We start from the raw sequence: 24,281 nt of genomic DNA, 5'->3' as shown, positions 1-24,281 counted from the left end.
CGGTGAAAGCTATGCGAATCATATCAATACATATCTACCAATACGGAAAATTTTCAAATCAGACCTTTCACTTTTCCGCCTCGCCTGTCCAATTAATCTACGGATTAAATGAGGCAGGAAAAACGACGATGATGTCATTTATCGAAAGCATGCTGTTTGGTTTTCCGAAATCGAAAAAATATGAACCGAAATCAGGCGGTGTGTATGGCGGTGTTCTTGAGGCTGAGCACCCTGAATACGGCGTGGTGAAGATTGAACGGACGAAAGGAACCGCTGAGAAGGTAAGGGTGTACACAGAAACCGGAGAAGTAAAGCAGGAAGATTTTCTGAAGCAGCTGTTCCAGGGTACGGACAGGGCGCTGTACAAAGCCATTTATTCGTTTGACGTATTCGGATTGCAGGAAATTCACGCCTTTAATCGGGACAAGATTGGAGAATTCCTGCTGTTTTCCAGCCTGTTTGGCGCTGAAGCCGTATCAAAGCTTGATTCAAGACTGATGAAGGAAAGCGAAAGGCTCTTTAAACCAAACGGCCGAAACCCTCATTTGAATCAGGAGCTGGAAACGCTGAAGCAGCTGGCAGCAAAGCTGAAGCAGGCTGAAACGGAGGAGGCGGGCTATCATCAGCTTCTTGAGGAGAAAAGAACGCTCGAATCCCGTCTTGCTGCTGCTGAAACAGGACTGAAAGAGACTGCGGAACAAATTCGAAACATCGACAGAGCCATTGAACTGAAACCGGTGCTAATCGAAAAAAACGCGCTGGAACAGGCGGTTGAACAATATCCGGAGCATGCGGGGCAATTCCCCGCTGACGGATTACATCGTTTAGAAAAGTATGAATCCCATCTTCATCCGAAATCCGCACAGCTGGAGGCGCTTCGGGTAAAGCTTGCAGAGTTGGACAAACAGCTGCAAAAGCTTAACCCGAATGAGGATCTATTGGCGAATGAAGCGCTTATCCTAGAGCTATCATCAGCGTATCATATGTACCAATCCTACGGGGAACAGCTTGCCGCCATCCAGGCACAGCTGCGCCAGTCCTCTTCACAGGCAGCGGCCGGGCTGGAGCAGCTAAATAAAACAGATGAAAATGAACTGCTGAATATGAACACGTCCTATGACTATGAATGGCAGCTCCAGCAGGCGGTGCGGCATTACGTGCAGGCAAGAGACAGAAAAAGGCAGCTTGACGAAGCGTTTGAAGCGGCGCGGCGCGAGCTGGAAGACGCTGAAAGGGCAGTTCGTGACGTATCTTCCGCTGTACTTGAAGACAGCCAAAGAAAAGATAAAGAAGCCGCTCTTAAAGCATATGATGAAGCACAGGGACAGCATCAAGAGCAGATGAAACTGAGGGAACAGCTGAAGTTCTTCGAAAGGCAGCAGGCGAAACAAAAGAAGATCGTGATTGCAGCAGGTATTCTCTTCATGGTTCTCTTTCTGCTGCTGGGGCAATGGATTCCAGCCATATGTGTCGGCGCTGCACTCATGCTGTATGCCTTTACAACTGGCAGAAAGCCGCTGTCTTCTGAAGAAGTAAGGGAGTGGAAAGAGCCAGAAACGGATATTTCTCCGCGAGAAGCCGAAGCGATTAGAGAAGCGTTATGGGAGGATGACCGCAATAAACAAAACCTCACATCGTTGCGGGCAGAGCTCCAGCAGAAAGAGGCGGCTTACGAAAGGATCATCCAGCAATTCGAACAGTGGGAGGCCGATATGGCTCCCTCCTTCAGACAAGCTGAGCAATTCATGAATGAACTCGGATTTAAGGAAGACCCTTCCTTCTTGCTGGATGCTTACAATGTAATGAAGGATGTAAAAAAAGAAGTGAAGAAAAAACATGAGCTGACGATCGAAGCCGGGAGACTTCAAAAGCATCGGCGGACATTTGAGGAACGCGTCAGAATGCTGCATTCCGACAAAAACGATTCTCAAACCCCCGTGGCTGATGTCCTTCACGCACTGCGGAAAAATGCGGAACGCGAAAAAGAGATCGAGAAGCAAAAAAGAGAAATTGAAACAGATATCCAATTTCACGAAGAGCAGGTGCTGGAGCTGGAACAAGAGATACGGTATTTCCAAGCGCAGATCGAACAATTATTCACTGAGGCGGGAGCAAAAGACAGAAATGAGTTTTTCGCCATAGCCGATATCAGCAAGAAATTGAAGGATACTGAAATAAGGCTGTATAACGTTAATGCACAGCTTCAAGGTGTCAGCTCAGCAGAACTTCATTTGACGGACTCCTGCACTCTTTCTGAATTGGAACAAAAACGACTGCAGGAACATGAAAAAAAAGAACGGCTCGATGAGGAGCTGAAACAGCTGCGCGCTCAAATCGCAATGCTTTTGGTCAAACAGGAACAGTTAGAGGTTTCGGGATTGGTCTCAGATCTCAAATTGCAAACCGAAATGCAAAAAGAGCGTGTGAAAGAAATTTCAAAAAAATGGGCATCGATTCAAATGGTCAGACATGTGATCAGAAACAAAATGGAGCGGCATAAAAAAGTCGGCCTGCCGCGTCTATTGGAGACGGCTGAAGAATTCTTCCGCCCGCTGACTGACGGCAGCTATCAATCGATTTATTTTTCCGAAACAGATAATTCCATCATGGTCATGAACAGCGCTGGAACGGTATTTCAGGCGGAAGAGCTGTCTCAGGGCACGTGTGAACAGCTGTATACAGCAATTCGTTTCGCTCTGGCCGTTACTCGTCAGGATGGGGCAATGCTGCCATTCCAGCTCGACGACAGCTTTGTACATTTCGATCAGAAACGTCTGAACCGCGTGCTGGAAATGCTTGCTGTTTTATCAGGAGGAGAACGGCAGATTTTCTATTTTACATGCCATGAACATGTAAAAAATGCGTTTCAAGGTGATCAAATCATCCATTTAGTATCATAAATGAGGTTATATAGCTGAAAATCGGTATGTGATATACTGATATTATGTAAGATACGGAGGGAGCTTTAATAGTATGGCTAAAGGGATTATGCTACATGAGGTTGGCGAACAGGTTGACCAATATCTATTGATCAAATCCTTAACAAAAGGGATTGCAAGCAATGGAAAACCGTTTTTAACTCTGATGCTTCAAGACCAATCAGGTGATATTGAAGCCAAGCTGTGGGATGCCAAGCAAAGCGATGAAGTAACCTATGCGCCGCAGACGATCGTTAAGGTTGTGGGGGATGTCCACCATTACCGCGGACGCACCCAGCTGAAGCTGAGAAATATCAGACCGGTGAGCGAGAATGAAAACGTCAATATTGATGATTTTTTGGAAACTGCGCCGATTCCGAAAAATGAAATGCTGGATACCATCACTCAATATATATTTGAAATGAAAAATCCAAATATCCAGCGAATAACAAGATATTTGGTCAAAAAACACGAAGCAGAATTTATGGATTACCCGGCGGCTACGAAAAATCATCACGAGTTTGTCTCGGGTTTAGCGTATCACGTCGTCTCTATGCTGAATCTGGCAAAAGCAATTGCTGATTTATATCCGTCTCTTGACCGTGATCTTCTTTATGCGGGAGTTATCCTTCACGATCTCGGAAAAGTGAAAGAGCTGTCCGGGCCCGTTTCCACTTCCTATACAGTAGAAGGCAATCTGCTCGGCCATATTTCCATTATGGTCACAGAGCTGTCAAAAGCGGCTGAGGAGCTTCAAATCGATTCTGAAGAGGTGTTGATTCTTCAGCACTTGATCCTGAGCCATCACGGCAAAGCAGAGTGGGGCAGCCCAAAACCGCCGATGGTAAAAGAAGCGGAAATTTTGCACTATATTGATAACCTGGATGCGAAAATGAATATGATGGACAGAGCGCTGGAGCGCGTGAAGCCGGGTGAGTACACTGAACGTGTATTTGCACTTGAAAACCGTTCCTTTTATAAACCGACTTTTCATCAATAATCAAAAAGGACTGATGTTGACATGTTCAGCTCAGTCCTTTTTTACATGCTTTTCCCGCTCATAACCTGTCTCATTCATGCATAAGGTTAAAAATAAAGAATCTATGCAAAAGGGGGAGAAGCCCGTGTTGTTTTTTCCATGGTGGGTATATCTTTGTATTGTGGGTATCATTTTCAGTGCATATAAGCTGGTGTCAGCAGCCAAAGAGGAAGATAAGTTAGACCAGTCTTTTATTGAAAAAGAAGGTCAGATCTATATTGAAAGGATGGAAAAAGAAAAAGAACGCCGCACGTCCCAGCAGCGTGAGGAAGAAAACCAAAATCATTCCATCGCATAAAAAAAGCTGCGCAGCTCCGGTGAGCCTGCACAGCTTTTTTTTATTATTTAGAACTGTTTGAAGAACTGCTAGTAGAAGAAGAAGTGTTAAATGTATCCTTCAAATCTTTATCCTTCACATCGATGTCAGCTTTTTTCATTACTTTTTGAACGGCTGCCTGCACAGCTGTACTGTCATTAAGTTTTTGCTCAAGAACATCAGATTTCAGCTCTTTTTTCATATCTTCATATTTTCCGCGTTCTTCAGTCTTTTTGATGATATGGTAGCCAAATTGTGTTTTCACAGGGTCGCTGACTTCGTTTGTTTTCAGCTTGAATGCAGCTTTTCTGAATGTGGAATCCAGTTGTTCGTTATCTTTTGAAATCCAGCCAAGTTCGCCACCGTTTGTAGCTGAGCTTGTGTCTGTAGAGTATTCCTTCGCAAGGGCATCAAATTTCTCGCCTTTTTTCAGCTTTTTCTCCACTTCCTCAGCTGTCTTTTTGTCAGCGACAAGGATGTGGCTTGCGCGAATTTGGCCTTTTAAGTTTTCCCAGTATTCTTTAATTTCGTCATCTGTAACCTTGATGTTATCTTTTGCTGCTTTTTGTGTAAGCAATTCATATTTAACTTGTTCTTTTAGGTAATCTTTTCCATATTGATCTTCTAACGCAGTATATTGATCCCCGAGCTGTGTTTTGTATTCTTTCAGCTTGTTGTCAATTTCTTTATCTGATACTTTGTATTTCTTGTCCAAAACTTTTTCTTGCACCAGCTGAGTCAGAACGCTCGCTCCAGCTTGTTTTTTCATGTTTGTGTAAAGTTCGCCTTTTGTTACATCGCCTGCGTCCGTTTTTGCGATGACTTCTTTGTCGCCGCTGCTGCAAGCACTGAGAGCGAGGATGCTTGTAGCAGTGATAGCTGCTATTGCGATTTTCTTCATTGTTTTCAAACACTCCTAATCATTCCAAATTGAATTGCCTATGCGTATCATAACATATTGTGGCTTTCTGTAAAAAGATTTTAAATAAAGGGCATTCGTCTAGTCAAACTTTTGCTGATGACATACAAATATATTGATCAAGAAAAGGAGGTATGTAACATGAGCGGAGGATATTCAAACGGTTTCGCTTTGCTTGTTGTACTGTTCATTTTGCTTATCATTGTAGGTGCAGCTTACATCTACTAAGCAGCAAAAGGGATCGCTTGTTGAATAAGCGATCCTTTACTTTCACAAGCGCCTAATCGTTTCATCAATTAACTGCATAAGATGGAATTGGAAAATAAAGCTTTTTACAGGAGGTGCTTTTTAAGATGGGTGAAGTATTTGCAGGCGGTTTCGCTTTATTGGTCGTCTTATTTATCTTGTTGATTATCATCGGCGCTTCTTGGCTTTACTAATCAATGCAAAAAAGCATAGCTGCCGGTTCTAGCGAGACCGGCAGCTATGCTTTCTTTACTTCCTTCATATTTAAACAGTAAAGGATATCTCCACAAATGAAGAGATCAGTAAAATTAATATACATACATTGATAAATCGAAATACCTTATCCTGGCGCTCTTCAGGAATCTCTCTGACAAGGCATAATGTATTGGTGAGCCTGTTTATAAAGTAAACAATAAACAAGGCAGTCACGATAAAATAGAATAAAATGATGGGAGATTCCCCCTCTCTCTGAACTGCTCCCATATTACATTACCAAATATTTATCAAAAAAGATAGAATGTAAACTGAAAAATCGGCACAGCGCCAAGCGTCCGCTACTTTTCGACCAAAATATCCAAGCCGTCTGCTTCCTGATCGATAAAGCATGCTTTCGGTGCTTTCATCAGCTTCAGAGCCAGCAAAAAGTCAGGCAGACAGTAGCCTGCATGAATGCCTGAAATCATGCAGAAGTAATGGGCGTGATTCGGAAACGCCAGCGCGGCGTAAAATAATACAGGTGTTATCAGCATAAAAGGGCTTAACAGTGAAATCAGCATCGTCGTTTTCGGTATTCGTTTCCACGTTCGCATACGCCATATATAAATCTTTTTTTCTATTTTTCTTTTTTTGCAGATGATCGGCAGGACATGGATGACTTTATGTACAAATAAAATAACGACGAGCAAAGCGCCGAACAGCGGTACATATTCATCGCTCAAGCTTGTTTTAGGCCGCAACAGCTCAAATGCTAAGAAGTTAGATATAAAAACCATAATCATGAAACACACAGCAATCAATATTATGCGAACGGCACCATAATCTTTCATCAGATTTATGGTTTTCCAGCAATTCATCAAAGTCATCCTTCCGTACATCTTGAATAGAATCTCAAAATAATTTACTCCTCCCAAGAAAAAAAATCAATGCTTTTTTAAGAAAAAATATCTTTCAATAGGTATTTTTTTGAAAGGAGCAAACAATCTATGAAATATGGGGTTAGAACTTTCTTCTCAGTGAATTATCAGCTAAAATAAGATTAAAGATAGAAAGAAGTGGTGTGGATGGATTCGATGGATCATCGCATTGAGCGATTGGAATATTACATACAATTATTAGTGAAAACAGTGGATATGGACAGGTACCCTTTCTATGCGCTGCTGATTGATAAAGGGCTGAGCAGAGAAGAAGGGGAAGAGGTTGTGCGCATATGCGGTGAATTGTCGGAGGAGCTGGCAGCACAAAAAGCGCAGGGATTTGTAACCTTTGATAAGCTCCTTGCGCTTTTTGCCGGACAGCTGAACGAAAAATTAGATGTTCATGAAACGATTTTTGCCCTGTATGAGCAGGGGCTTTATAAAGAACTGATGGAAGTTTTTATAGACATTATCAGACACTTTGATTAACTGTTTACAGGTTCAAGTTCTTCGGCTGATTCATCCGCAGCAGTGTCCGTTGCTTTTTTCTTCAGTTTTCCGTTTACGCTTTCAAAGTCGTTGTCGATATTTGTGAGTGATGTTTCAAAAATTTCCATAAAATCATCGCCGTATATATGGCGGATCATACACATCATTTCTGCCACTTCAGGGAATTTTCCGAATAAATGGTACAGAGGCTGTGATCCTTTAAAAACCGCGTTGCGCGTCGGATCAAATTCTTCAAGCAAGCTCCAGAATACCTCAGTTCCTTCCTCAGTCAGCTGAACATATGTGTTTCGTTTATCGTTCAGCCGTTTTGAAAACCTTAAATACCCGCGTTCTTCAAGCTTTTTTGAAAAGTTAAATGCCGTTGAAACGTGCATGACTCCGAACTTGGCAATTTCAGAAATAGAAGCTCCATTCAGCTGATAAGCAATCCATAAAATATGGTGCTCATTAATATTCAGGTCATACGGTTTGAGCCATTGCTGCCAATCCTTCTCAATCGATTTCCAAAGAGCTTTGCTAAGCTGAGCCATTTTCTGGGTGAAGACCAGAGCCTCTTTCACATCGTAAGGCGGTTCCACTTGATTCATTACGTCACCTGCTTCTCTTTATCTTTTTCTCTATTATGCCAATAAAATAAAGATTAATAAAGATGAAAATGTAAGAATTTTTTAATAAATTCTTGAGCCGTTGCTAGGAAAGGCTTTTGCGAATAAAAAAAGTACAGGTCATGTTTTGACCCGCACTTTTTTCCTTTGAATAGGATATTAGTTTTGTAAGGTTTTCTCCAGCTGTTTGATTTTTTCTTCAATATCGGCGATTTCTTTTTGAAGATCCTGCTGATGAGGTTTGATCTCTTCCTGCCATTTTTTAATTGAGGTTTGCAGTTCACCGCTCACGTCTTTAATGACATCTGCACTTTCTTTTGCCGCTTTCACTAGCTGGTCCTTTAAAGTTAAGCCGTCTGATTTTAAGCGCTTGATCGTTTCTTCAAAAGAATCGCAATTGGTTTTGATCTTTTCTCGCAGCTGTTTACCTGAAGAAGGTGCTGATAGAAGAACTGCAGCACCTCCGATGATGCCGCCCACGAATAGTCCTGTTAATAGAGAACGTCCGTCCGCCATTAAAATCACCCCGTTTTTTTCTTGAAATATGATACATGCAGCTTTTTCAATTTTGTTCGAAGAATGAACTTCTATACATAGCTTGCTTTATTTTAGCATATTTTTTAAGTGAAAAGGAGGGAGAAGGTTGTCTGTCTTTATGATTGTGTTATCCTGCATCACCCTTGCCTTTGCAACAGGCGCCATTTACTATATCAGACTTCTCAGCCAGGCTGCTTCTTATCCGCCGAAGAAAGTCATCCGGCAGAAAGCGCTTGTTTGTTCAACCGGAACCGCCTTTACACTATGCCTTATCTTTTTCACAAAACTCCTCGCTTAAAACATGCTGACATGCTGCGGGCTCTTTTTTTAAAAAAACCTCTCCCGGAAGCGGAAGAGGTTTTGTGTCACATTTATTTTGCAGCTTCCATAAAACTTGAGCGTCTTAAAATGGTTTGCACAATCGGATACATCATGATCATGGCAATTGTATTCAATACAGCTGCCGGAAGAACGACTGCGGCGAATAATGCGGCGAAACCGCCAGGCAAACCGACGATAAATAAAGCTGACGTTAAAAATACAGTTCCTGATAAGATGGTGCCGATGACTGTCAGCACTGCGGCTGAAGCTGTTTTCTGGCTCTTTCTGACCAGAAGGAACAGGAAGAAAAACAGAAACGCTGATACAGGTTTGTCAATGATATTCGGAATCTGTCCGGCCGGAAACGCGGTTGTAAGAGCTGAAATGATTCCGGTCACAATTCCGATAACGAGTACATTTTGCACCCGCGGGAACAGAAGGATGCCCATAAACATCATGATCAGCATCATATCTGGTTTCATCCCGCCTAAAAAGGGCGGAATAATGGAATGGAGCGCTGCGCCGATTGCGGCAAACAGAGCCATAATGACTAACTCTTTTGTTTTCATAACTATGCTCTCCTCTGCTAAGCTTTTTGCCCTCCAATAATATGCTCATCATTTATTGCGAAGGCTTAAAAAATTTGTTATGCAAACAGTATACCAAACGAGCGGTTTGCACAGCCAGACTTTTTACTCATTTTCCTGCTGGAATTTCTTCATGAACGCAGCTAATTTTTCACAGTCTTCCAGTGACACCGCATTATAAATGGAAGCACGGCAGCCTCCTACTGAGCGATGCCCGCCAAGGCCTACCATTTTTGTTTCTTTTGCCTCCTGAACGAACTTTTTCGTTAATTCGTCATCACGGAGCGTAAAGGTAACGTTCATGCGTGAACGGCTGTCCTTTCTGGCATGGCCTTTATAGAAGCCATTGCTTTCGTCAATGCAGCTGTAAAGAACCTGTGCTTTTTGTTCGTTGCGCTGTTCAGCCGCTTCAACACCGCCGTTTTCCTTAAGCCATTCCAGAACGAGGCTCAGCATATAAATGGCAAATGTAGGCGGAGTGTTGTAAAGTGAATCCGCTTTGACATGTGTTGAATATTTAAGGATTTTCGGAACGTTGTCATTTTCATTTTGCAGCCATGATTTTTTCATTACGACAACGGTAACACCTGAAGGGCCAAGGTTTTTTTGGGCACCGCCGTAAATGACGTCAAATTTGGATACATCGATTTTTCGGCTTAAAATATCGCTTGACATGTCAGCAACGAGCGGAATTGGAGAATTCGGGAATTCCTGCCACTGTGTGCCGAAAATCGTATTGTTAGATGTAATATGTAAATATGCGCCGTCTTTTACATCTGTAAGGTCAGCCTCTGGAATGTAGCTGTAATTGTCTGATTCGCTTGTCGCCGTCACAGATGTGTTTCCGAACAGTTTCGCTTCAGCGAGCGCTTTTTCAGACCAAGCGCCTGTCATCACAAAATGAGCGGTTTTTTCAGGTGTTAAAAAGTTCATCGGAAGCATTGAGAATTGAAGGCTTGCCCCGCCTTGAAGAAACAGAATGTCATAGTCTTCCGGGATGCCCATCAGTTCAATCAGCAAGCTTTTCGCTTTTTGATGCACCGCTTCATATTCTTTGCTGCGGTGGGAAAGCTCCATAACGGACATGCCGGATTCATTAAAATCAATAAACTCTTTCTGTGCTGTTTGCAGAACTTCTAATGGCAGCGCTGCAGGACCTGCGTTAAAATTCGTTGTACGTTCCATCATGATCTCTCCCTGTTTTCCACGTTAATGTAATAAATAATACAATTATCCTATCACAAAAATTCAGTTTTTTTGATAAAAAATTAGAATTATCAAAAGAAAATGACGAATATTTGCGAATTGTTCACAAATAAAAAAACCTCATCTTTATGATGAGGCCAGGCGTTTGGCAATGGATGAAGAAATGTCTTGCAAATCTTCCGGTTTGTAATCATCTGCATGTGTTTTCCACACTGCTCCGAATCCGTCTCCTTTTCCGTAGCGCGGGATAATATGCATATGGTAATGGAAAACAGATTGACCTGCTTTTTCGCCGTTGTTGTTTAACGTATTTAAGCCGATCGGTTCAAATTCATCCCTGATGGCGCGGGCAATTTTCGGAACGGCGTGAAAATATTGTTTCGCTAATTCGTCTGTAAATTCGTAAACATTTTCAATATGTGTTTTCGGGATAACGAGGGTATGGCCTTTCGTCACTTGGCTGATATCGAGAAATGCCAGCACATGTTCATCTTCATAAACCTTTGCTGACGGGATTTCGCCGGCGATAATTTTACAAAAGATACAATTCTCTGCACTATGCATGAGGGTTCCTCCTTATGAAATTGTTTTTTTATGTATAAACTCATCGTACCACAGAAATGAAGAAAATAGAAAACAGGATGAACGGCGGAGCGTTCACCCTGAATGCAGAGGAATCAGCTTTATAAAGAAAATGTGATATGCCTTTGGTAAGCACCTCATTTGTCAATAAAATGAAGACTTGTTTAATGCCTAACGATTCCTGCGATAAACACCTCATTTGATAATCAGCTTCAGAAATGAAGATTCATCAATTCAGTGAATGCAAAAAGGTTTGAGCATAGGACATGTTTATTTTCTATCCAACTGTGCCTAAGACGTCTTTGACAAACACCTCATTTTTCAGTTGATATGCTTTTTCCTCTACAACGATTATATTGTCCAGAAACCTGTCTCTTTATGACAGCAAATTCATCATTTGTTAAAAGGGAATTGTTTCAAATCAGGCTTTGTTTTTGGTACTATGAAGAAAAACAATATAAGGGGAGAAACTATGTCTCTGCTATCGGTAAAAGACTTAACCGGCGGTTATACGAGAAATCCGGTTTTGAAAAACGTGTCATTCACCCTTGAGCCGAACCAAATTGTCGGTTTAATCGGTTTAAATGGTGCAGGTAAAAGTACAACAATAAGACATATCATCGGGCTGATGGACCCGCATAAAGGATCTATTGAGTTAAACGGGAAAACCTTTGCTGAGGATCGGGAAGGCTATCGGTCCCAATTCACTTATATTCCTGAGACACCCGTTTTATATGAAGAACTGACGCTGATGGAACACCTTGAATTGACGGCGATGGCATACGGCCTTTCAAAAGAAACGATGGAAAAAAGATTGCCGCCGCTGTTAAAGGAATTCCGTATGGAAAAAAGGCTGAAATGGTTCCCGGCGCATTTTTCTAAAGGAATGAAGCAGAAGGTTATGATCATGTGTGCGTTTTTGGCAGAGCCTGCGCTCTACATCATTGATGAGCCGTTTCTGGGACTTGATCCGCTGGCAATCAATGCTCTGCTTGAGCGGATGAATGAAGCGAAGAAAAGCGGGGCGAGCGTGCTGATGTCAACGCACATCCTGGCAACGGCGGAGCGCTATTGTGATTCGTTTATCATTTTACATAACGGCGAAGTGCGGGCGCGCGGCACGCTGTCCGAGCTCAGAGAGCAGTTTGGAATGAAGGACGCGGCGCTGGATGATTTGTATCTAGAGCTCACAAAGGAAGACGCTGGCCATGAATAACATGCTGGATATTTGGCAGTCACGGCTGCAGGAGCATATTAAAGAAACAAGAATGTACATGAAATATATGCTCAACGATCACCTCGTTATCGTTTTGATCTTTTTTATCGCAGGTGCGGCGAGCTGGTACAGCAAATGGATACGGGACATTCCCGCTCACTTTCCGTCCTTTTGGGTGATGGCCGTTCTGTTTTCACTCGTTCTGACAGGATCTTATGTGCGGACGCTTTTAAAGGAGGCTGACCTTGTCTTCTTATTGCCGCTTGAGGCTAAGATGGAGCCGTATTTGAGACAGGCGTTTGTTTACAGCTATGTGTCCCAGCTGTTTCCGCTGATTGCATTGAGCCTTGTAGCGATGCCGCTTTATTTCGCTGTCACGCCGGGAGCATCGCTCGTGTCGTACGCGGCGGTATTTGTACAGCTTCTGCTGCTGAAAGCGTGGAATCAGGCCTTGGAATGGCGTATGACGTTTCAAAATGACCGAAGCATGAAACAGATGGATCTTGTCATTCGTTTTGCCGCTAATACACTCGTTCTGTATTTTGTTTTTCAGTCGGTTTATGTGTATGCGCTTGTGATCTATATCATTATGGCGGCTCTTTATCTTTATGTGTCTTCCGCTGCAAAAGGAAAAACATTTAAATGGGAAAGCCATATTGAATACGAATTGAGACGCAAGCAGCGTTTTTACCGGATTGCCAACCTGTTTACAGATGTGCCGCATTTAAAGAAACAAGCGAAACGGAGAGCGTATCTCGACTTTTTGCTGCGGTTTGTGCCGTTTGAACAGCGTAAAACGTTCGCCTATATGTTTGCCCGCGCGTTTTTGCGTTCAAGTGATTATCTGGGCATTCAAGTCAGATTAACCGTTATTTTCGCGCTTATTATGATGTATGCGTCTGCAAGCCCGATGATCGCAGGGATTTTGACTGTGTTTACCGTCTTTATCACAGGCATTCAGCTTCTGCCGCTGTTTGGCCACTTTGACCATCTGGCGCTTCAAGAGCTATATCCTGTCAAAAAGGAAGCGAAGCTGAAAAGCTATTTCTCTCTATTAAAAACTGCGCTTAGCGTGCAGGCTCTGCTCATGGCAGCGGCCTCTGCGTATGCTGCGGGCGCTGCAGGTCTTCTGTACGCGCTGATCGGCTCTGCCGTCTTAATCTTTGTCGTTCTGCCGTCTTACATGACCGCCAGATTAAAAAAACACGGAAAGCTGTGAGCTGAAAAAGGGGTAGGTCAAATGAGCGAGAATCTGCTGATGCAGGAAGCTCTTCAATGGAAAATGCATTTTTTGCGAAAGGATTCCATGTTTGAACGCTTCTCAAAGCGTGTGCAAACAAAGGTGAATGAACGAATACCTGAAAAAATTCATGCAGCGGTAACTGAAAGCGTGAAAAAAATGGTGGAAGCAACGATGGCGGGATCTAATATCACCACTTATAAGAAGGATACAAGCACGCTTTCACTCAGTGAAAAAAACGAGCTTGCGAAAAAAACGATTGCTTCTTATCAGAAAGTGGCGGCTGCTGAAGGAGTCGGCACAGGGGCGGGCGGCATCTTTTTAGGTATTGCCGATTTCCCGCTGCTGCTTTCCATTAAGATGAAATGTTTATTCACTTTGTCCTCGATATATGGCTTTGATGTGAAGAATGCAGAAGAAAGGATGTTTTTGCTTCTTGTATTTCAGCTTGCTTTTTCAAGTGATGACTGCCGCAAAGCGCTTTTTTCCGTCATTGAAAACTGGGAGACGGAGAAAAAGGATATTGACTGGAGAGTGTTTCAGCAGGAGTATCGCGATTATATTGATGTCGTCAAGCTTTTTCAGCTTTTACCAGGGGTAGGGGCCGCAGTCGGCGGAATAGCCAATTATAAACTGCTTGCTCAGCTTGGAGATACAGCAAGACACGTTTTTCATCTGAGAATATTAAAGGAAACAGCCGGAGAGTAAAACTCCGGCTGTTTTTTTATGATAAATGGTAAGTGATTGCAGCGCCCGCAAGCACTTTGGCAGCAGTCAGCATCGCTTTTTCATTGATATCAAATTTCGGATGGTGGTGGGAAAAGATACGCTCAGGCTGTTCAGGAGCGGCGCCGGTAAAGAAAAAGGTTCCTTTGACATGCTGTAGGTAATAAGAAAAATCTTCGCCGCCCATTTGCGGTTCACCTTGAAGAACCTGTTGAACGCCGTCTGTGTTTTTTGCGATGTTTACCAGATGGTCGGTCTCCGCTGGGTGATTGACTACCGCCGGGTAGCCGCGTTCATAGTTGTAGTCATAGGAAGCACCGTGCATGCTGCACACTCCTTTTACAACAGCTTCGATTTCTTTTTCCAGAATGTCGCGGACATTTTCATTAAACGAACGAGCTGTGCCAATGAGAGTTGCATGGTCTGCAATCACATTAAACGGGTTATCAGCCATGAAAGAGCCTGTCGATATGACAGCGGAGTGAATCGGATTGACTTTGCGGCTGACAATATGCTGCAGCGAGGAAACGATTTGCGAGCCGATCAGGACGGCGTCTTTTGTATCATGGGGGTGAGCGCCATGGCCGCCCTTTCCGTGAATGCTGATTGTAAATCTGTCAGCTGCGGCCATTACGGCGCCGGAGCGGCAGAGAATGGTTCCGATCGGCTCAGTCGCCCAAAGATGGGTGCCGAATATGACGTCTGCGTTTTCAAGACAGCCGTCTTCAATCATCGGTTTTGCGCCCCCTGGCGCGTACTCCTCAGCGTGCTGGTGGATCATAATAAATGTTCCTTTCAGATCATGCCTGTTCTGATAAAGCACCTTTCCGACGGCAAGCAGAGCCGCTGTATGGCCGTCATGGCCGCATGCATGCATGACACCGGGCACTTTGGAGGCGTAAGGAACATCTTTTTCATCCTGGATGGGAAGGGCGTCAAAATCAGCCCGCAATGCGACAGCAGGACCGGGTTCGCTGCCTTCAATATAAGCCAGAACCCCATTGCCGCCAACTTTGGTGCGGATCGGGACTCCTAACGATTCGTAATAGGAAGCAATAAAAGCGGCAGTTTTTTCTTCCTCATTGGAAAGTTCAGGGTACATATGAAAATGGCGCCTGATTTCGACCATTTCATCGAAACAGCTGTCGAGCTGTTTGTTTATCTCTTTTTGCAGCATCTTTATGGACAAGGCCGCTTCCCCCTTTTCTAAGCTTTTCCATGATTGTATAGAAAAAGTCTGAATATTTCAACTGGTCGGGTTTCAAAGCATGATCATCGCTGCAATGGTTGTCACCAAAAGCCCGATCACAACGGGGAGGAAGTTCTTTCTGGCAAGCTCAAATGGATCGACCTTGCAAATGGCTGCAGCGGGAATGAGCGCCCATGGAATAAGCGTACCGCCGCCCACCCAGATAGCTGATATTTGCCCGAGTGCGGTCAGGACGGCTGGGTCAGCATGGAGAGCGGATGAAAATAGCTTGGCGATGGAGCCGGCGAGGGAAATGCCTGAAAAACCTGAACCGTCGAGTCCGGTTACTGCTCCAGCGGCAGTCAAGGCTGCGGCGGCAAGCTCCTTAGACATAGGCATAGCGTGGGATAAGGCGATGCCGAGATCATTGACAATGCCGTGTGAATGTTTAGGGAGTTCAGTACCCAAGATGCTCTCATAGCCGGAATCACCAAGATAAAAGAAAGCGGCAATTGGAATGACGGGACCGAAAACCTTAAAGCCGAATTGAAACCCTTCGATAAAATATCCAGTAATTTTTTCAAGCCCTTTCTGTTTATACACAAGGAAATGGACGATCAGCAGGATGCAAATGGCCGATCCGCCAATTAACGCGGTTGCATCATTTCCTTGAAGGTTGAATATGACCATGCACGCGATATCAGCTGCAAATACAAGAGGAATCAAAAGAGCCAGCAATGAACGAAGACGTTTCGGCAAATACATTGAAGTGTCATGTTCTTCTGACATCGGGGAAAAAGAAGCGGGACGCATTTGTTTTTTGCGTTCACGCTGAATCATAAAGAAAGCGGCAGTTGTTGTGGTCACGCCCATAATCAGAACGAGCGGAATGCTTGCTGAGATGACATCACCGACAGGGATGCCTGCTGCATCAGCTGTCAGTTTTGGCGCTGCCTGAATGACAAAGTCTCCTGAAAGGGCAAAGCCGTGCCCGAATAAATTCATTGCCATGGCGGCAGCGATAGGCGGCAGGCCGGCACGGGCGGCAGCAGGAAGCAGAACGGCGCCGATTAAAGCGACACCCGGCGAAGGCCAGAAGAATAGAGAAATGGCAAACATCAGTCCGCCAATCAGCCAGTATGCAATTACAGGACCTTTAACAAGACGGACAAAGGGAGAAATCATCGCTTCATTTATCCCTGTTTTCGTTAACACATCACTCATAGACACGATAAAACAAATGATGAAAATCGTAGGAAGCAGCTCAGATGCCGCATAGATGAAGCTGTGGAATAAACTGCTGACCGAAGCTGAAAGCGAATGGCTGGCCCATAATGAAATGATGAAAATCCCAAATAACGAAATAAAGGTTGTATCTTTTCGCAGCAGCATAAAAAGAATGATCGCTCCAATAAAAAACACATAAAGAACATGAACAGACATAATCCCGATTTCCATCATTGATCACTCCTTCCGCTTCCTACAGATTATTCATAGGCGGGCGGAAGGTGCCGGGACAGATAGCATCTGACCGCAGATATTACTTCAGATTAGACAGATATGTTTTAGCTGCTCGATCAACTCGTGCTTCAATACTTTTTTAGCCTGCTGCTGATGCTGCGGGTACAGCAAGCCAGTTTTTTCGGTAAGCGATTATGCTTTCCGAAGGCTCTAAATATGAACCGTCCTCACGCGTCATTTCAAAATCGTCAAATCCGAATTGGAAGCCGCAGCACGAACAGATTTCATAGGAGTGATTCCCTTGGTCATCATATGCCGGTCTGTCAGCCCTTTAAACCCGCAGACTGGGCAAATATACTCCATCTAGCTTCTTGCCATAAGAAAAGCTGCCGGGCATTCCGGCAGCTATTCGACAGCAACATATGTGGTGACATACGAAGGCCGGGAGAAAATGGACGTTGTGTCAACTCCGGCAGACGTGCCGCGTTTTTTGTGGGCTTCTTTGTATGAGCCTGACTGCTGCCAGTCTTGGAAGGATCTTTCTGTTTCCCACAAGGTGAGAATGACGTACGTGTCGCTGTCAAGCGGACGCAGGACACGAATGGCTTCAAAACCTGGCTCGTTTTCGACTTTTCCCGCTCTGTTTTTAAATCTGTTTTCAAACAGCGGCCGTCCTTCCTGTGTGACGGCTATATTGTTCAATACTGCGAAACCGGGATGCTTCATGTCCCCGACTTGGTCAATGACTTCATAGGAATGGGGGGCCTGAAAAACCGTTTCTCCGTTTGTTTCGTGAATTAAAATCGCATTTTCCTGTCCCTGCATCAAAAGCATATTTTCCGAGGAATGTTTTTGCACGATGTTTTTCAAAAAATCGGCTGTCCCATATGTAATATAAACCTTCATATCAGCCACCTCCTGCTTGCTAGTATATCAAAACAATGGTATAAGTTTCTATTGGCGACTGCTTCAAACATAAATCCAAACAATTTTTCCCATACTACCTTTAGAAAGGCGAGGTGAGTTCATGTTTAAGATAAAGAAAAAGAAACTTTTCATTCCCATCATTATTTTAGTGTTAACTGCTTTTCTCGCTTTAATAGGATATATTTCAATCATTTTTCTCGGTCATTATGTCATAGATGAAAAGAAGCTGATCCTTCACGCATCTTCAAAAATTGTTGACCAAAACGGGGATGAGGTCGCAAGTCTGTATACAGAAAATCGTGAACCGGTCTCTATCAATGAAATTCCGAAAGAGGTCAGAGAAGCGTTTATCTCAGTGGAAGATAAGAGATTTTATGAACACCACGGTATCGATGTGAAATCTGTCGGAAGAGCGGTGTACCGCGATATATTAGCAGGAGGAAAAGTAGAAGGCGCGAGCACGATCACCCAGCAGCTTGCCAAAAATATTTTTCTGACACATGACAAAACGTTTTTAAGAAAAACGAAAGAAGTGATCATAGCGATCAACCTTGAACGGGATTACAGCAAGGACAAGCTGCTGGAAATGTATCTGAACCAGCTATACTTCGGACACGGGGTTTATGGCATTCAAGCTGCATCCCACTATTATTTTAATAAGGAAGTTAAAGATTTAACCGTGTCAGAAGGCGCGGTCTTGGCTGCTATTCCGAAGGCGCCTTCTACGTATTCTCCTGTTTTGCATCCTGATAAAAGCAAGGAGCGCCGTGATACGATTCTCGGCATGATGAATGACCAAGGCTATATCAGTGCGAAAGAGGCTGTCAGCGCGCAGGGGAGGACGCTCGGGCTGAACGTGAAAAAACAGTCGGAAACACCTTGGTTTGACAGCTATATTGACCTTGTGATCCAAGAAGCGGAGGACAAGTATTCCATTTCCGGAGAGCAGCTGCTTCAAGGCGGGTACACGATTAAGGTGCCGCTTGATTCAAAACTGCAAAAAACGGCATATCAAGTCATGAAGGAAGGCAGCTATTATCCCGGAACAGATCAAGATGCTGAAGGAAGCGCAGTCTTTATCAACAATAAAACGGGCGGTGTGGAAGCGGCGATCGGCGGAAGAGATTACACGGCTAAAGGATATAATCGTGTGACAGCTGTGCGCCAGCCGGGGTCAACGTTTAAGCCGCTGGCCGTATACGGACCGGCGATGCAGGAAAAGAAATTTAAGCCGTACTCTCTGTTAAAGGATGAATTACAATCCTATGGAGATTACACACCGAAAAACTATGACGGCCGTTATGAAGGGGAAGTCACGATGTCTGATGCCATCACTTACAGCAAAAACGCGCCGGCAGTGTGGACGCTGAATGAGATCGGTGTGGAAACGGGGAAATCTTATTTGAAGGCAAACGGCATTGATATACCGGATGAAGGGCTTGCTCTGGCTCTCGGCGGTTTGGAAAAAGGCGTGTCACCCCTCCAGCTTGCCGGCGCTTTTCATACGTTTGCCGCGAATGGAACATACACTGAGCCGTACTTTATTTCAAACATAACAGATGAAGACGGGGAAACAATAGCCGATCATAAAGAAGAAGGAAAACGAGTATTCAGCAAACAGACGTCTTGGAACATGACGAGAATGCTTCAGCAGGTGGTTAAGAAGGGAACAGCAACGTCCGGCACCTATCACGGCGATCTTGCCGGGAAAACCGGTTCTACTTCATATACAGGCGTTTCCGGCGCAACAAAGGATGCCTGGTTTGCAGGCTATACGCCGAACATAACGGGAGCTGTCTGGATGGGCTATGACAAAACAGATCAAAACCATTACTTAAAAGGCGGAAGCGCATATCCGACCAGAATGTTTAAGGATATTTTGACACAGGTTGGCGAAACGGGTTCTGCGTTTGCGAAGCCTAAAAAAGTAAAAGAACTTGAAAGCCCAATTGAGCTTGAGCCGGTCAAAACACTGACGGCTGACTATACATTTAGGGCAGCGGGGCTGTTTACGATTGAATTAAAATGGGATGCGCAAGAGGATGATCGGGCAGTGTACAGAATTTATGTAAATAAGGACGGTAAGGAAACGCTTCTTGATTCTGTTGAAGGAAAGGGAAGCTATGAGATCCCATACGCCAATTTGTTTTCGGGCGCTTCCTATAAAGTGGTGCCTTATAATACACAGACAAAAAAAGAAGGAGAAGGAACCGATTACGTTCAGCCGAAACTGTTTTCCTCTTAATGGAATTCGGCGATTTTTTGAACTTTGAGCCGCATTTCTATACCATTTGCCCAAAACGAGGTATAGTGTAATGGTCAAGGAACACGAACGTATGGTTGCAGTATGAAAGGTGGAAATCAGATGAGGAAACGAGAAACGTTTAACGAGACGTTTTTAAAAGCTGCGCGGGGAGAAAAAGCGGATCACACGCCTGTTTGGTACATGAGACAAGCCGGGCGCTCACAGCCGGAATACCGTAAGCTGAAGGAAAAATACGGATTGTTCGAAATTACACATCAGCCCGAATTGTGTGCGTACGTCACAAGACTTCCGGTCGAGCAATACGGAGTCGATGCTGCAATCCTTTATAAAGATATTATGACGCCGCTTCCGTCGATCGGTGTGGATGTTGAAATTAAAAATGGAATCGGGCCGGTGATTGATCAGCCGATTCGTTCTCTGCGGGACATTGAAAAGCTCGGCAAGCTTGAGCCGGAACAGGACGTGCCGTACGTGCTCGAAACGATCAAACTGCTTGTCAATGAACAGCTTGACGTCCCGCTAATCGGTTTCTCTGGTGCGCCTTTTACGCTTGCCAGCTATATGATCGAAGGCGGGCCTTCGAAAAACTACAATAAAACAAAAGCCTTTATGTACAGCATGCCGGATGCCTGGAACCTGCTGATGACAAAGCTTGCCGACATGATTATCGTGTACGCGAAAGCGCAAATGAAGGCGGGCGCAAAAGCCATTCAAATCTTTGATTCATGGGTTGGCGCGCTGAATCAAGCGGATTACAGAACGTACATCAAACCGGTGATGAACCGGATTTTTTCTGAGCTGGCAACGGAAAATGTGCCGCTTATCATGTTTGGTGTAGGTGCCAGCCATTTAGCGACGGATTGGCATGACCTGCCTCTCGATGTTGTGGGGCTCGATTGGAGACTTGGCATTGATGAAGCCAGATCAAAAGGCATCACCAAAACGGTGCAAGGCAACCTGGACCCGTCCATTTTGCTTGCTCCGTGGGAAGTGATCGAGAAGAGAACAAAAGAGATTCTCGATCAAGGCTTAAAATCGGACGGCTTCATTTTTAACCTCGGACACGGCGTATTTCCTGATGTCAGTCCGGAAATGCTGAAAAAACTGACTGCATTTGTACATGAATATTCTCAATCAAAGAAAATAGGCCAATACTCCTGAGCATATTTTTTGGTATCAGGATCAAAGCCTGTCAAAATTGTTTTGTGATAGATCATCTAAAGAGGGTGTAAACAGTGGGTAAAAAGAAAATGGGGCTTCTCATTATGGCGTACGGCACGCCTTACAAAGAAGAAGATATAGAGCGTTATTATACACATATCAGAAGAGGCAGAAAGCCTGAGCCTGAAATGCTTCAGGATCTGAAAGACAGATATGAAGCAATCGGGGGCATTTCGCCGCTTGCCAAAATCACAGAGGAACAGGCTTATAAGCTTGAACAGCACTTAAACGAGATTCAGGATGAGATTACGTTTAAAGCGTATATCGGGCTGAAGCATATCGAGCCGTTTATTGAAGACGCTGTGGCAGAGATGCATAAGGACGGCATTACAGAGGCGGTCAGCCTTGTATTGGCACCGCACTTCTCCACATTCAGCGTGCAGTCTTACAACAAACGTGCGAAAGAAGAGGCTGAAAAACTCGGCGGCTTAACAATTACGTCTGTCGAAAGCTGGTACGATGAACCGAAGTTTGTGAAATATTGGGTTGACCAAGTAAAGGACACGTACGCGTCAATGCCGAAGGAAGAAAGAGAAAACGCGATGCTCATCGTTTCCGCGCACAGCCTTCCGGAAAAAATTAAAGAGTACGGAGATCCGTACCCGGATCAGCTTCATGAATCCGCAAAGCTGATCGCTGAAGGCGCAGGCGTATCTGAATACGCTGTCGGCTGGCAAAGTGAAGGCAATACGCCTGATCCGTGGCTCGGACCTGACGTGCAAGATCTGACACGTGATTTATTTGAACAAAAAGGCTATCAAGCATTTGTATATGTGCCTGTCGGATTTGTCGCGGACCATCTAGAAGTGCTTTATGACAACGATTATGAATGCAAAGTGGTGACTGACGATATCGGCGCCAGCTATTACCGGCCGGAAATGCCAAACGCTAAGCCGGCATTTATTGATGCTTTAGCAACAGTCGTTTTGAAAAAATTAGGACGTTAAAGAAGGCGATGAACATGAGTGACGGCAAAAAACATGTAGTCATCATCGGCGGCGGCATTACCGGTTTAGCCGCCGCCTTCTACATGGAAAAAGAAATCAGAGACAAAGATTTGCCGCTTGAGCTGACGCTTATTGAGGCAAGTCCGAGAGTAGGCGGAAAAATCCAGACAGTCAAGAAGGACGGCTATATCATCGAAAGAGGGCCTGATTCATTCCTGGAGCGGAAAAAAAGCGCTCCGCAGCTTGTCAAAGACTTAGGTCTTGACCATCTGCTTGTGAACAATGCGACCGGACAATCTTACGTGCTTGTCAACCGCACTTTGCATCCGATGCCGAAGGGGGCTGTGATGGGAATACCGACTAAAATCGCGCCGTTCGTGTCAACGGGGCTGTTTTCTCTGTCAGGGAAGGCGAGAGCTGCAATGGATTTCATTCTGCCCGCAAGTAAATCAAAAGAGGATCAGTCACTGGGAGAATTTTTCCGCAGACGTGTCGGGGATGAAGTTGTCGAGAATTTAATCGAGCCGCTTTTATCAGGCATCTATGCAGGTGATATCGACAAACTCAGCCTGATGTCAACATTCCCGCAATTCTATCAGACGGAACAAAAGCACAGAAGCCTGATCCTCGGGATGAAAAAAACAAGACCTCAAGGCTCCGGCCAGCAGCTGACAGCCAAAAAACAAGGGCAGTTTCAGACGCTGACAACAGGCCTGCAGACGCTTGTCGAAGAGATCGAAAATCAACTAAAGCTGACAAAGGTATACAAAGGCACAAAGGTTACCAAGATTAGCCGAGAGGGCACGGGCTACTCGCTTGATCTTGATAACGGCGTATCACTTGATGCCGAATCAGTGATTGTAACAGCACCGCATAAAGCTGCCGCGGGAATGCTTTCAGATTTGCCGGCTGTTGAAAATCTGAAAAACATGCATTCCACATCTGTGGCAAATGTCGCCTTGGGCTTCCCGGAAGGCGCCGTCCAAATGGAACATGAGGGCACGGGTTTTGTCATCTCAAGAAACAGTGATTTCGCGATCACAGCTTGTACGTGGACGAACAAAAAATGGCCGCACGCAGCGCCGGAAGGCAAAACACTGCTTCGGGCATATGTCGGAAAAGCCGGAGACGAATCCATCGTCGACCTCTCAGATAACGACATTATCAACATTGTGCTGGAAGACTTAAAGAAAGTAATGAAAATCAACGGTGAGCCGGAAATGACATGTGTTACGCGCTGGCATGAAAGCATGCCGCAGTACCATGTCGGCCATAAACGCCGTATCAATGAGCTCCGTGAAGCGCTGGCTTCCTCATATCCTGGTGTGTACATGACTGGCGCGTCCTTCGAGGGTGTTGGAATCCCGGACTGTATCGATCAAGGAAAAGCAGCTGTGTCAGACGCGCTGAAATATTTATTCGACTAAAAAACCTCCGTACCCGGTACGGAGGTTTTTGTGTCTAGATGATGGCAATATTGTGTAAAAAATGTTTGAATTGTTCAGCATGGTATGATACATTTGCATATGTACTTATTGACTAAAATGTTCAAATGGTCAGTTTTGAGGTGATATACAATGTCAATAGATCGAAAAAAGCTCATTTTAGAGGCTGCCACAAAGTCTTTCACACAGTTTGGCTATAAAGCGACGACTATGGATTTGGTGGCGAAGCTTGCGAACGTGGGAAAGGGAACCATCTATACGTTTTTCAAAAATAAAGAAGAGCTGTTTGACGATATTTTCTCTACGTTATTAAAAGAAATGAAGCAAAAAGCTGACGAAGCGATGGAGCCTGATCTCCCGTTCCATGAAAATGTTCACAGAGCGCTGTTTGCCATTCTTGAATTCAGGAAAACACATCAGCTGACGATTAAAATTTTTCAAGAAAATGCTGAGATTGGTACAATGGCAGTTCAGGACGTGATTCAGAAAATGGAGCGTTCCATTCTTTCTTATATTAAAAATAAGATAGAAGCGGGTGTCGAAAACGGAGATATCAAGCCGTGTGATCCTGAGCTGACGGCTTTTGTCATGCTGAAGCTTTATATCGCGCTCATTTTTGATTGGGAAAAACAGCATCCCCCGCTTGATAAAGAAACGATTGCGGAACTGCTTGAGTTGTATGTTGTCAAAGGATTGTCAGCCAAATAGATAATCCTTTCTCTTT

26 protein-coding genes and 1 pseudogene are annotated in these 24,281 nt (G+C 44.4%); 15 read left to right on the top strand and 12 right to left on the bottom strand.

Annotated features, from left to right (window positions below; all coding sequences use genetic code 11):
* Positions 1-2: 2 nt before the first annotated feature.
* The 3 genes from M1D69_RS15765 (at position 3) to M1D69_RS15755 (ending at position 4,255) form a co-directional block, all read left to right on the top strand.
* Positions 3-2,900, top strand: a complete 2,898-nt coding sequence (locus M1D69_RS15765; RefSeq protein ID WP_458105558.1) for an AAA family ATPase — start codon at positions 3-5, stop codon at positions 2,898-2,900.
* A 73-nt stretch (positions 2,901-2,973) separates the two neighbouring features.
* Positions 2,974-3,918: a 3'-5' exoribonuclease YhaM gene (gene yhaM, locus M1D69_RS15760; protein ID WP_024120773.1), complete on the top strand. Its 945-nt coding sequence runs from the start codon at positions 2,974-2,976 to the stop codon at positions 3,916-3,918.
* A gap of 124 nt (positions 3,919-4,042) precedes the next feature.
* On the top strand, positions 4,043-4,255 hold the full coding sequence (locus M1D69_RS15755; RefSeq protein WP_010333590.1) for a sporulation YhaL family protein: 213 nt from the start codon (positions 4,043-4,045) through the stop codon (positions 4,253-4,255).
* A gap of 43 nt (positions 4,256-4,298) precedes the next feature.
* Here M1D69_RS15755 and M1D69_RS15750 read toward each other — a convergent pair whose 3' ends face one another.
* Positions 4,299-5,174, bottom strand: coding sequence for a peptidylprolyl isomerase (locus M1D69_RS15750; RefSeq protein ID WP_458105559.1), 876 nt, complete (start codon positions 5,172-5,174; stop codon positions 4,299-4,301).
* A 159-nt stretch (positions 5,175-5,333) separates the two neighbouring features.
* Between M1D69_RS15750 and yhzE1 the strand changes: the two genes are divergently transcribed.
* A complete protein-coding gene (gene yhzE1, locus M1D69_RS15745) occupies positions 5,334-5,420 on the top strand; it encodes a sporulation protein YhzE1 (protein WP_003327753.1) in 87 nt (28 codons plus the stop codon).
* A gap of 125 nt (positions 5,421-5,545) precedes the next feature.
* Positions 5,546-5,632, top strand: coding sequence for a sporulation protein YhzE2 (yhzE2, locus tag M1D69_RS15740; protein ID WP_003155248.1), 87 nt, complete (start codon positions 5,546-5,548; stop codon positions 5,630-5,632).
* A 70-nt stretch (positions 5,633-5,702) separates the two neighbouring features.
* Here yhzE2 and M1D69_RS15735 read toward each other — a convergent pair whose 3' ends face one another.
* Positions 5,703-5,921 (bottom strand): hypothetical protein, encoded by a 219-nt coding sequence (locus M1D69_RS15735; protein WP_081638266.1) that lies wholly within the window; start codon positions 5,919-5,921, stop codon positions 5,703-5,705.
* A gap of 71 nt (positions 5,922-5,992) precedes the next feature.
* The gene (locus M1D69_RS15730) at positions 5,993-6,511 is read right to left on the bottom strand and encodes a DUF3267 domain-containing protein (RefSeq protein ID WP_458105560.1); all 519 of its coding nucleotides are present in this window, start codon (positions 6,509-6,511) and stop codon (positions 5,993-5,995) included.
* Positions 6,512-6,718: 207 nt separating this feature from the next.
* On the opposite strand from M1D69_RS15730, the gene M1D69_RS15725 reads away from it, so the two are divergent.
* On the top strand, positions 6,719-7,060 hold the full coding sequence (locus tag M1D69_RS15725; RefSeq protein WP_024120776.1) for a YhaI family protein: 342 nt from the start codon (positions 6,719-6,721) through the stop codon (positions 7,058-7,060).
* On the opposite strand, the gene M1D69_RS15720 is transcribed toward M1D69_RS15725, so the two are convergent.
* Both M1D69_RS15720 and M1D69_RS15715 read right to left on the bottom strand, forming a co-directional pair.
* Positions 7,057-7,668, bottom strand: a complete 612-nt coding sequence (locus tag M1D69_RS15720; RefSeq protein ID WP_024120777.1) for an HTH-type transcriptional regulator Hpr — start codon at positions 7,666-7,668, stop codon at positions 7,057-7,059. The genes M1D69_RS15725 and M1D69_RS15720 overlap by 4 nt on opposite strands.
* Positions 7,669-7,845: 177 nt before the next feature.
* Complete coding sequence (locus M1D69_RS15715) at positions 7,846-8,202, bottom strand: YtxH domain-containing protein (RefSeq protein WP_024120778.1); 357 nt, start codon at positions 8,200-8,202, stop codon at positions 7,846-7,848.
* Between the two features lie 127 nt (positions 8,203-8,329).
* Between M1D69_RS15715 and M1D69_RS15710 the strand changes: the two genes are divergently transcribed.
* Positions 8,330-8,521, top strand: a complete 192-nt coding sequence (locus M1D69_RS15710; RefSeq protein ID WP_024120779.1) for a hypothetical protein — start codon at positions 8,330-8,332, stop codon at positions 8,519-8,521.
* 73 nt (positions 8,522-8,594) lie between these two features.
* Here M1D69_RS15710 and M1D69_RS15705 read toward each other — a convergent pair whose 3' ends face one another.
* The 3 genes from M1D69_RS15705 to M1D69_RS15695 form a co-directional block, all read right to left on the bottom strand.
* Positions 8,595-9,113, bottom strand: a complete 519-nt coding sequence (locus tag M1D69_RS15705) for a tryptophan transporter (RefSeq protein ID WP_044156554.1) — start codon at positions 9,111-9,113, stop codon at positions 8,595-8,597.
* 123 nt (positions 9,114-9,236) lie between these two features.
* Complete coding sequence (serC, locus tag M1D69_RS15700; RefSeq protein WP_458106135.1) at positions 9,237-10,316, bottom strand: 3-phosphoserine/phosphohydroxythreonine transaminase; 1,080 nt, start codon at positions 10,314-10,316, stop codon at positions 9,237-9,239.
* Positions 10,317-10,463: 147 nt separating this feature from the next.
* Positions 10,464-10,901 (bottom strand): HIT family protein, encoded by a 438-nt coding sequence (locus M1D69_RS15695; protein ID WP_003327743.1) that lies wholly within the window; start codon positions 10,899-10,901, stop codon positions 10,464-10,466.
* Between the two features lie 490 nt (positions 10,902-11,391).
* Here M1D69_RS15695 and ecsA point away from each other — a divergent pair, with 490 nt between their 5' ends.
* The 3 genes from ecsA to M1D69_RS15680 are packed head-to-tail and all read left to right on the top strand — an operon-like array spanning position 11,392 to position 14,083.
* Positions 11,392-12,135, top strand: a complete 744-nt coding sequence (gene ecsA / locus M1D69_RS15690; RefSeq protein WP_024120782.1) for an ABC transporter ATP-binding protein EcsA — start codon at positions 11,392-11,394, stop codon at positions 12,133-12,135.
* On the top strand, positions 12,128-13,354 hold the full coding sequence (locus M1D69_RS15685) for an ABC transporter permease (RefSeq protein ID WP_458105561.1): 1,227 nt from the start codon (positions 12,128-12,130) through the stop codon (positions 13,352-13,354). The genes ecsA and M1D69_RS15685 overlap by 8 nt, the downstream gene beginning before the upstream one ends.
* 21 nt (positions 13,355-13,375) lie before the next feature.
* Positions 13,376-14,083, top strand: coding sequence for an EcsC family protein (locus tag M1D69_RS15680; protein WP_458105562.1), 708 nt, complete (start codon positions 13,376-13,378; stop codon positions 14,081-14,083).
* 16 nt (positions 14,084-14,099) lie between these two features.
* On the opposite strand, the gene M1D69_RS15675 is transcribed toward M1D69_RS15680, so the two are convergent.
* The 4 genes and pseudogenes from M1D69_RS15675 to hmoB form a co-directional block, all read right to left on the bottom strand.
* The gene (locus M1D69_RS15675; protein WP_458105563.1) at positions 14,100-15,290 is read right to left on the bottom strand and encodes a M20 family metallopeptidase; all 1,191 of its coding nucleotides are present in this window, start codon (positions 15,288-15,290) and stop codon (positions 14,100-14,102) included.
* Positions 15,291-15,362: 72 nt separating this feature from the next.
* Entirely contained in the window at positions 15,363-16,751 is a 1,389-nt protein-coding gene (locus tag M1D69_RS15670) for a hypothetical protein (protein WP_458105564.1), read from the bottom strand.
* A gap of 84 nt (positions 16,752-16,835) precedes the next feature.
* Positions 16,836-17,114, bottom strand: a pseudogene (locus M1D69_RS15665) (hypothetical protein).
* A gap of 42 nt (positions 17,115-17,156) precedes the next feature.
* Positions 17,157-17,657: a heme-degrading oxygenase HmoB gene (hmoB, locus tag M1D69_RS15660; protein ID WP_024120788.1), complete on the bottom strand. Its 501-nt coding sequence runs from the start codon at positions 17,655-17,657 to the stop codon at positions 17,157-17,159.
* Between the two features lie 121 nt (positions 17,658-17,778).
* Between hmoB and M1D69_RS15655 the strand changes: the two genes are divergently transcribed.
* From M1D69_RS15655 to M1D69_RS15635, 5 genes are all read left to right on the top strand, one after another.
* Complete coding sequence (locus tag M1D69_RS15655; protein ID WP_458105565.1) at positions 17,779-19,923, top strand: transglycosylase domain-containing protein; 2,145 nt, start codon at positions 17,779-17,781, stop codon at positions 19,921-19,923.
* Positions 19,924-20,043: 120 nt separating this feature from the next.
* Positions 20,044-21,105 (top strand): uroporphyrinogen decarboxylase, encoded by a 1,062-nt coding sequence (gene hemE, locus M1D69_RS15650; RefSeq protein ID WP_458105566.1) that lies wholly within the window; start codon positions 20,044-20,046, stop codon positions 21,103-21,105.
* Between the two features lie 74 nt (positions 21,106-21,179).
* Positions 21,180-22,112 (top strand): ferrochelatase, encoded by a 933-nt coding sequence (gene hemH / locus M1D69_RS15645; protein WP_010333609.1) that lies wholly within the window; start codon positions 21,180-21,182, stop codon positions 22,110-22,112.
* 14 nt (positions 22,113-22,126) lie between these two features.
* The gene (hemY, locus tag M1D69_RS15640) at positions 22,127-23,539 is read left to right on the top strand and encodes a protoporphyrinogen oxidase (protein ID WP_458105567.1); all 1,413 of its coding nucleotides are present in this window, start codon (positions 22,127-22,129) and stop codon (positions 23,537-23,539) included.
* Positions 23,540-23,689: 150 nt separating this feature from the next.
* Positions 23,690-24,265: a TetR/AcrR family transcriptional regulator gene (locus M1D69_RS15635; protein WP_458105568.1), complete on the top strand. Its 576-nt coding sequence runs from the start codon at positions 23,690-23,692 to the stop codon at positions 24,263-24,265.
* The last annotated feature ends 16 nt before the right edge of the window (positions 24,266-24,281 follow it).

Source organism: Bacillus sp. PK3-037 (assembly GCF_054161355.1).
Note: the sequence above shows the minus strand (reverse complement) of the source record. Positions and strands in the feature narration are given on the sequence as shown.

Excerpts from the sequence above, each read along its gene's own strand:
- yhaM (WP_024120773.1), top strand. The coding sequence starts at position 2,974 with ATGGCTAAAGGGATTATGCTACATGAGGTTGGCGAACAGGTTGACCAA.
- M1D69_RS15750 (WP_458105559.1), bottom strand. The coding sequence starts at position 5,174 with ATGAAGAAAATCGCAATAGCAGCTATCACTGCTACAAGCATCCTCGCT.
- yhzE1 (WP_003327753.1), top strand. The coding sequence starts at position 5,334 with ATGAGCGGAGGATATTCAAACGGTTTCGCTTTGCTTGTTGTACTGTTC.
- yhzE2 (WP_003155248.1), top strand. The coding sequence starts at position 5,546 with ATGGGTGAAGTATTTGCAGGCGGTTTCGCTTTATTGGTCGTCTTATTT.
- M1D69_RS15735 (WP_081638266.1), bottom strand. The coding sequence starts at position 5,921 with ATGGGAGCAGTTCAGAGAGAGGGGGAATCTCCCATCATTTTATTCTAT.
- M1D69_RS15730 (WP_458105560.1), bottom strand. The coding sequence starts at position 6,511 with ATGAATTGCTGGAAAACCATAAATCTGATGAAAGATTATGGTGCCGTT.
- M1D69_RS15725 (WP_024120776.1), top strand. The coding sequence starts at position 6,719 with ATGGATTCGATGGATCATCGCATTGAGCGATTGGAATATTACATACAA.
- M1D69_RS15720 (WP_024120777.1), bottom strand. The coding sequence starts at position 7,668 with ATGAATCAAGTGGAACCGCCTTACGATGTGAAAGAGGCTCTGGTCTTC.
- M1D69_RS15715 (WP_024120778.1), bottom strand. The coding sequence starts at position 8,202 with ATGGCGGACGGACGTTCTCTATTAACAGGACTATTCGTGGGCGGCATC.
- M1D69_RS15705 (WP_044156554.1), bottom strand. The coding sequence starts at position 9,113 with ATGAAAACAAAAGAGTTAGTCATTATGGCTCTGTTTGCCGCAATCGGC.
- serC (WP_458106135.1), bottom strand. The coding sequence starts at position 10,316 with ATGGAACGTACAACGAATTTTAACGCAGGTCCTGCAGCGCTGCCATTA.
- M1D69_RS15695 (WP_003327743.1), bottom strand. The coding sequence starts at position 10,901 with ATGCATAGTGCAGAGAATTGTATCTTTTGTAAAATTATCGCCGGCGAA.
- ecsA (WP_024120782.1), top strand. The coding sequence starts at position 11,392 with ATGTCTCTGCTATCGGTAAAAGACTTAACCGGCGGTTATACGAGAAAT.
- M1D69_RS15685 (WP_458105561.1), top strand. The coding sequence starts at position 12,128 with ATGAATAACATGCTGGATATTTGGCAGTCACGGCTGCAGGAGCATATT.
- M1D69_RS15680 (WP_458105562.1), top strand. The coding sequence starts at position 13,376 with ATGAGCGAGAATCTGCTGATGCAGGAAGCTCTTCAATGGAAAATGCAT.
- M1D69_RS15670 (WP_458105564.1), bottom strand. The coding sequence starts at position 16,751 with ATGATGGAAATCGGGATTATGTCTGTTCATGTTCTTTATGTGTTTTTT.
- hmoB (WP_024120788.1), bottom strand. The coding sequence starts at position 17,657 with ATGAAGGTTTATATTACATATGGGACAGCCGATTTTTTGAAAAACATC.
- M1D69_RS15655 (WP_458105565.1), top strand. The coding sequence starts at position 17,779 with ATGTTTAAGATAAAGAAAAAGAAACTTTTCATTCCCATCATTATTTTA.
- hemE (WP_458105566.1), top strand. The coding sequence starts at position 20,044 with ATGAGGAAACGAGAAACGTTTAACGAGACGTTTTTAAAAGCTGCGCGG.
- hemY (WP_458105567.1), top strand. The coding sequence starts at position 22,127 with ATGAGTGACGGCAAAAAACATGTAGTCATCATCGGCGGCGGCATTACC.
- M1D69_RS15635 (WP_458105568.1), top strand. The coding sequence starts at position 23,690 with ATGTCAATAGATCGAAAAAAGCTCATTTTAGAGGCTGCCACAAAGTCT.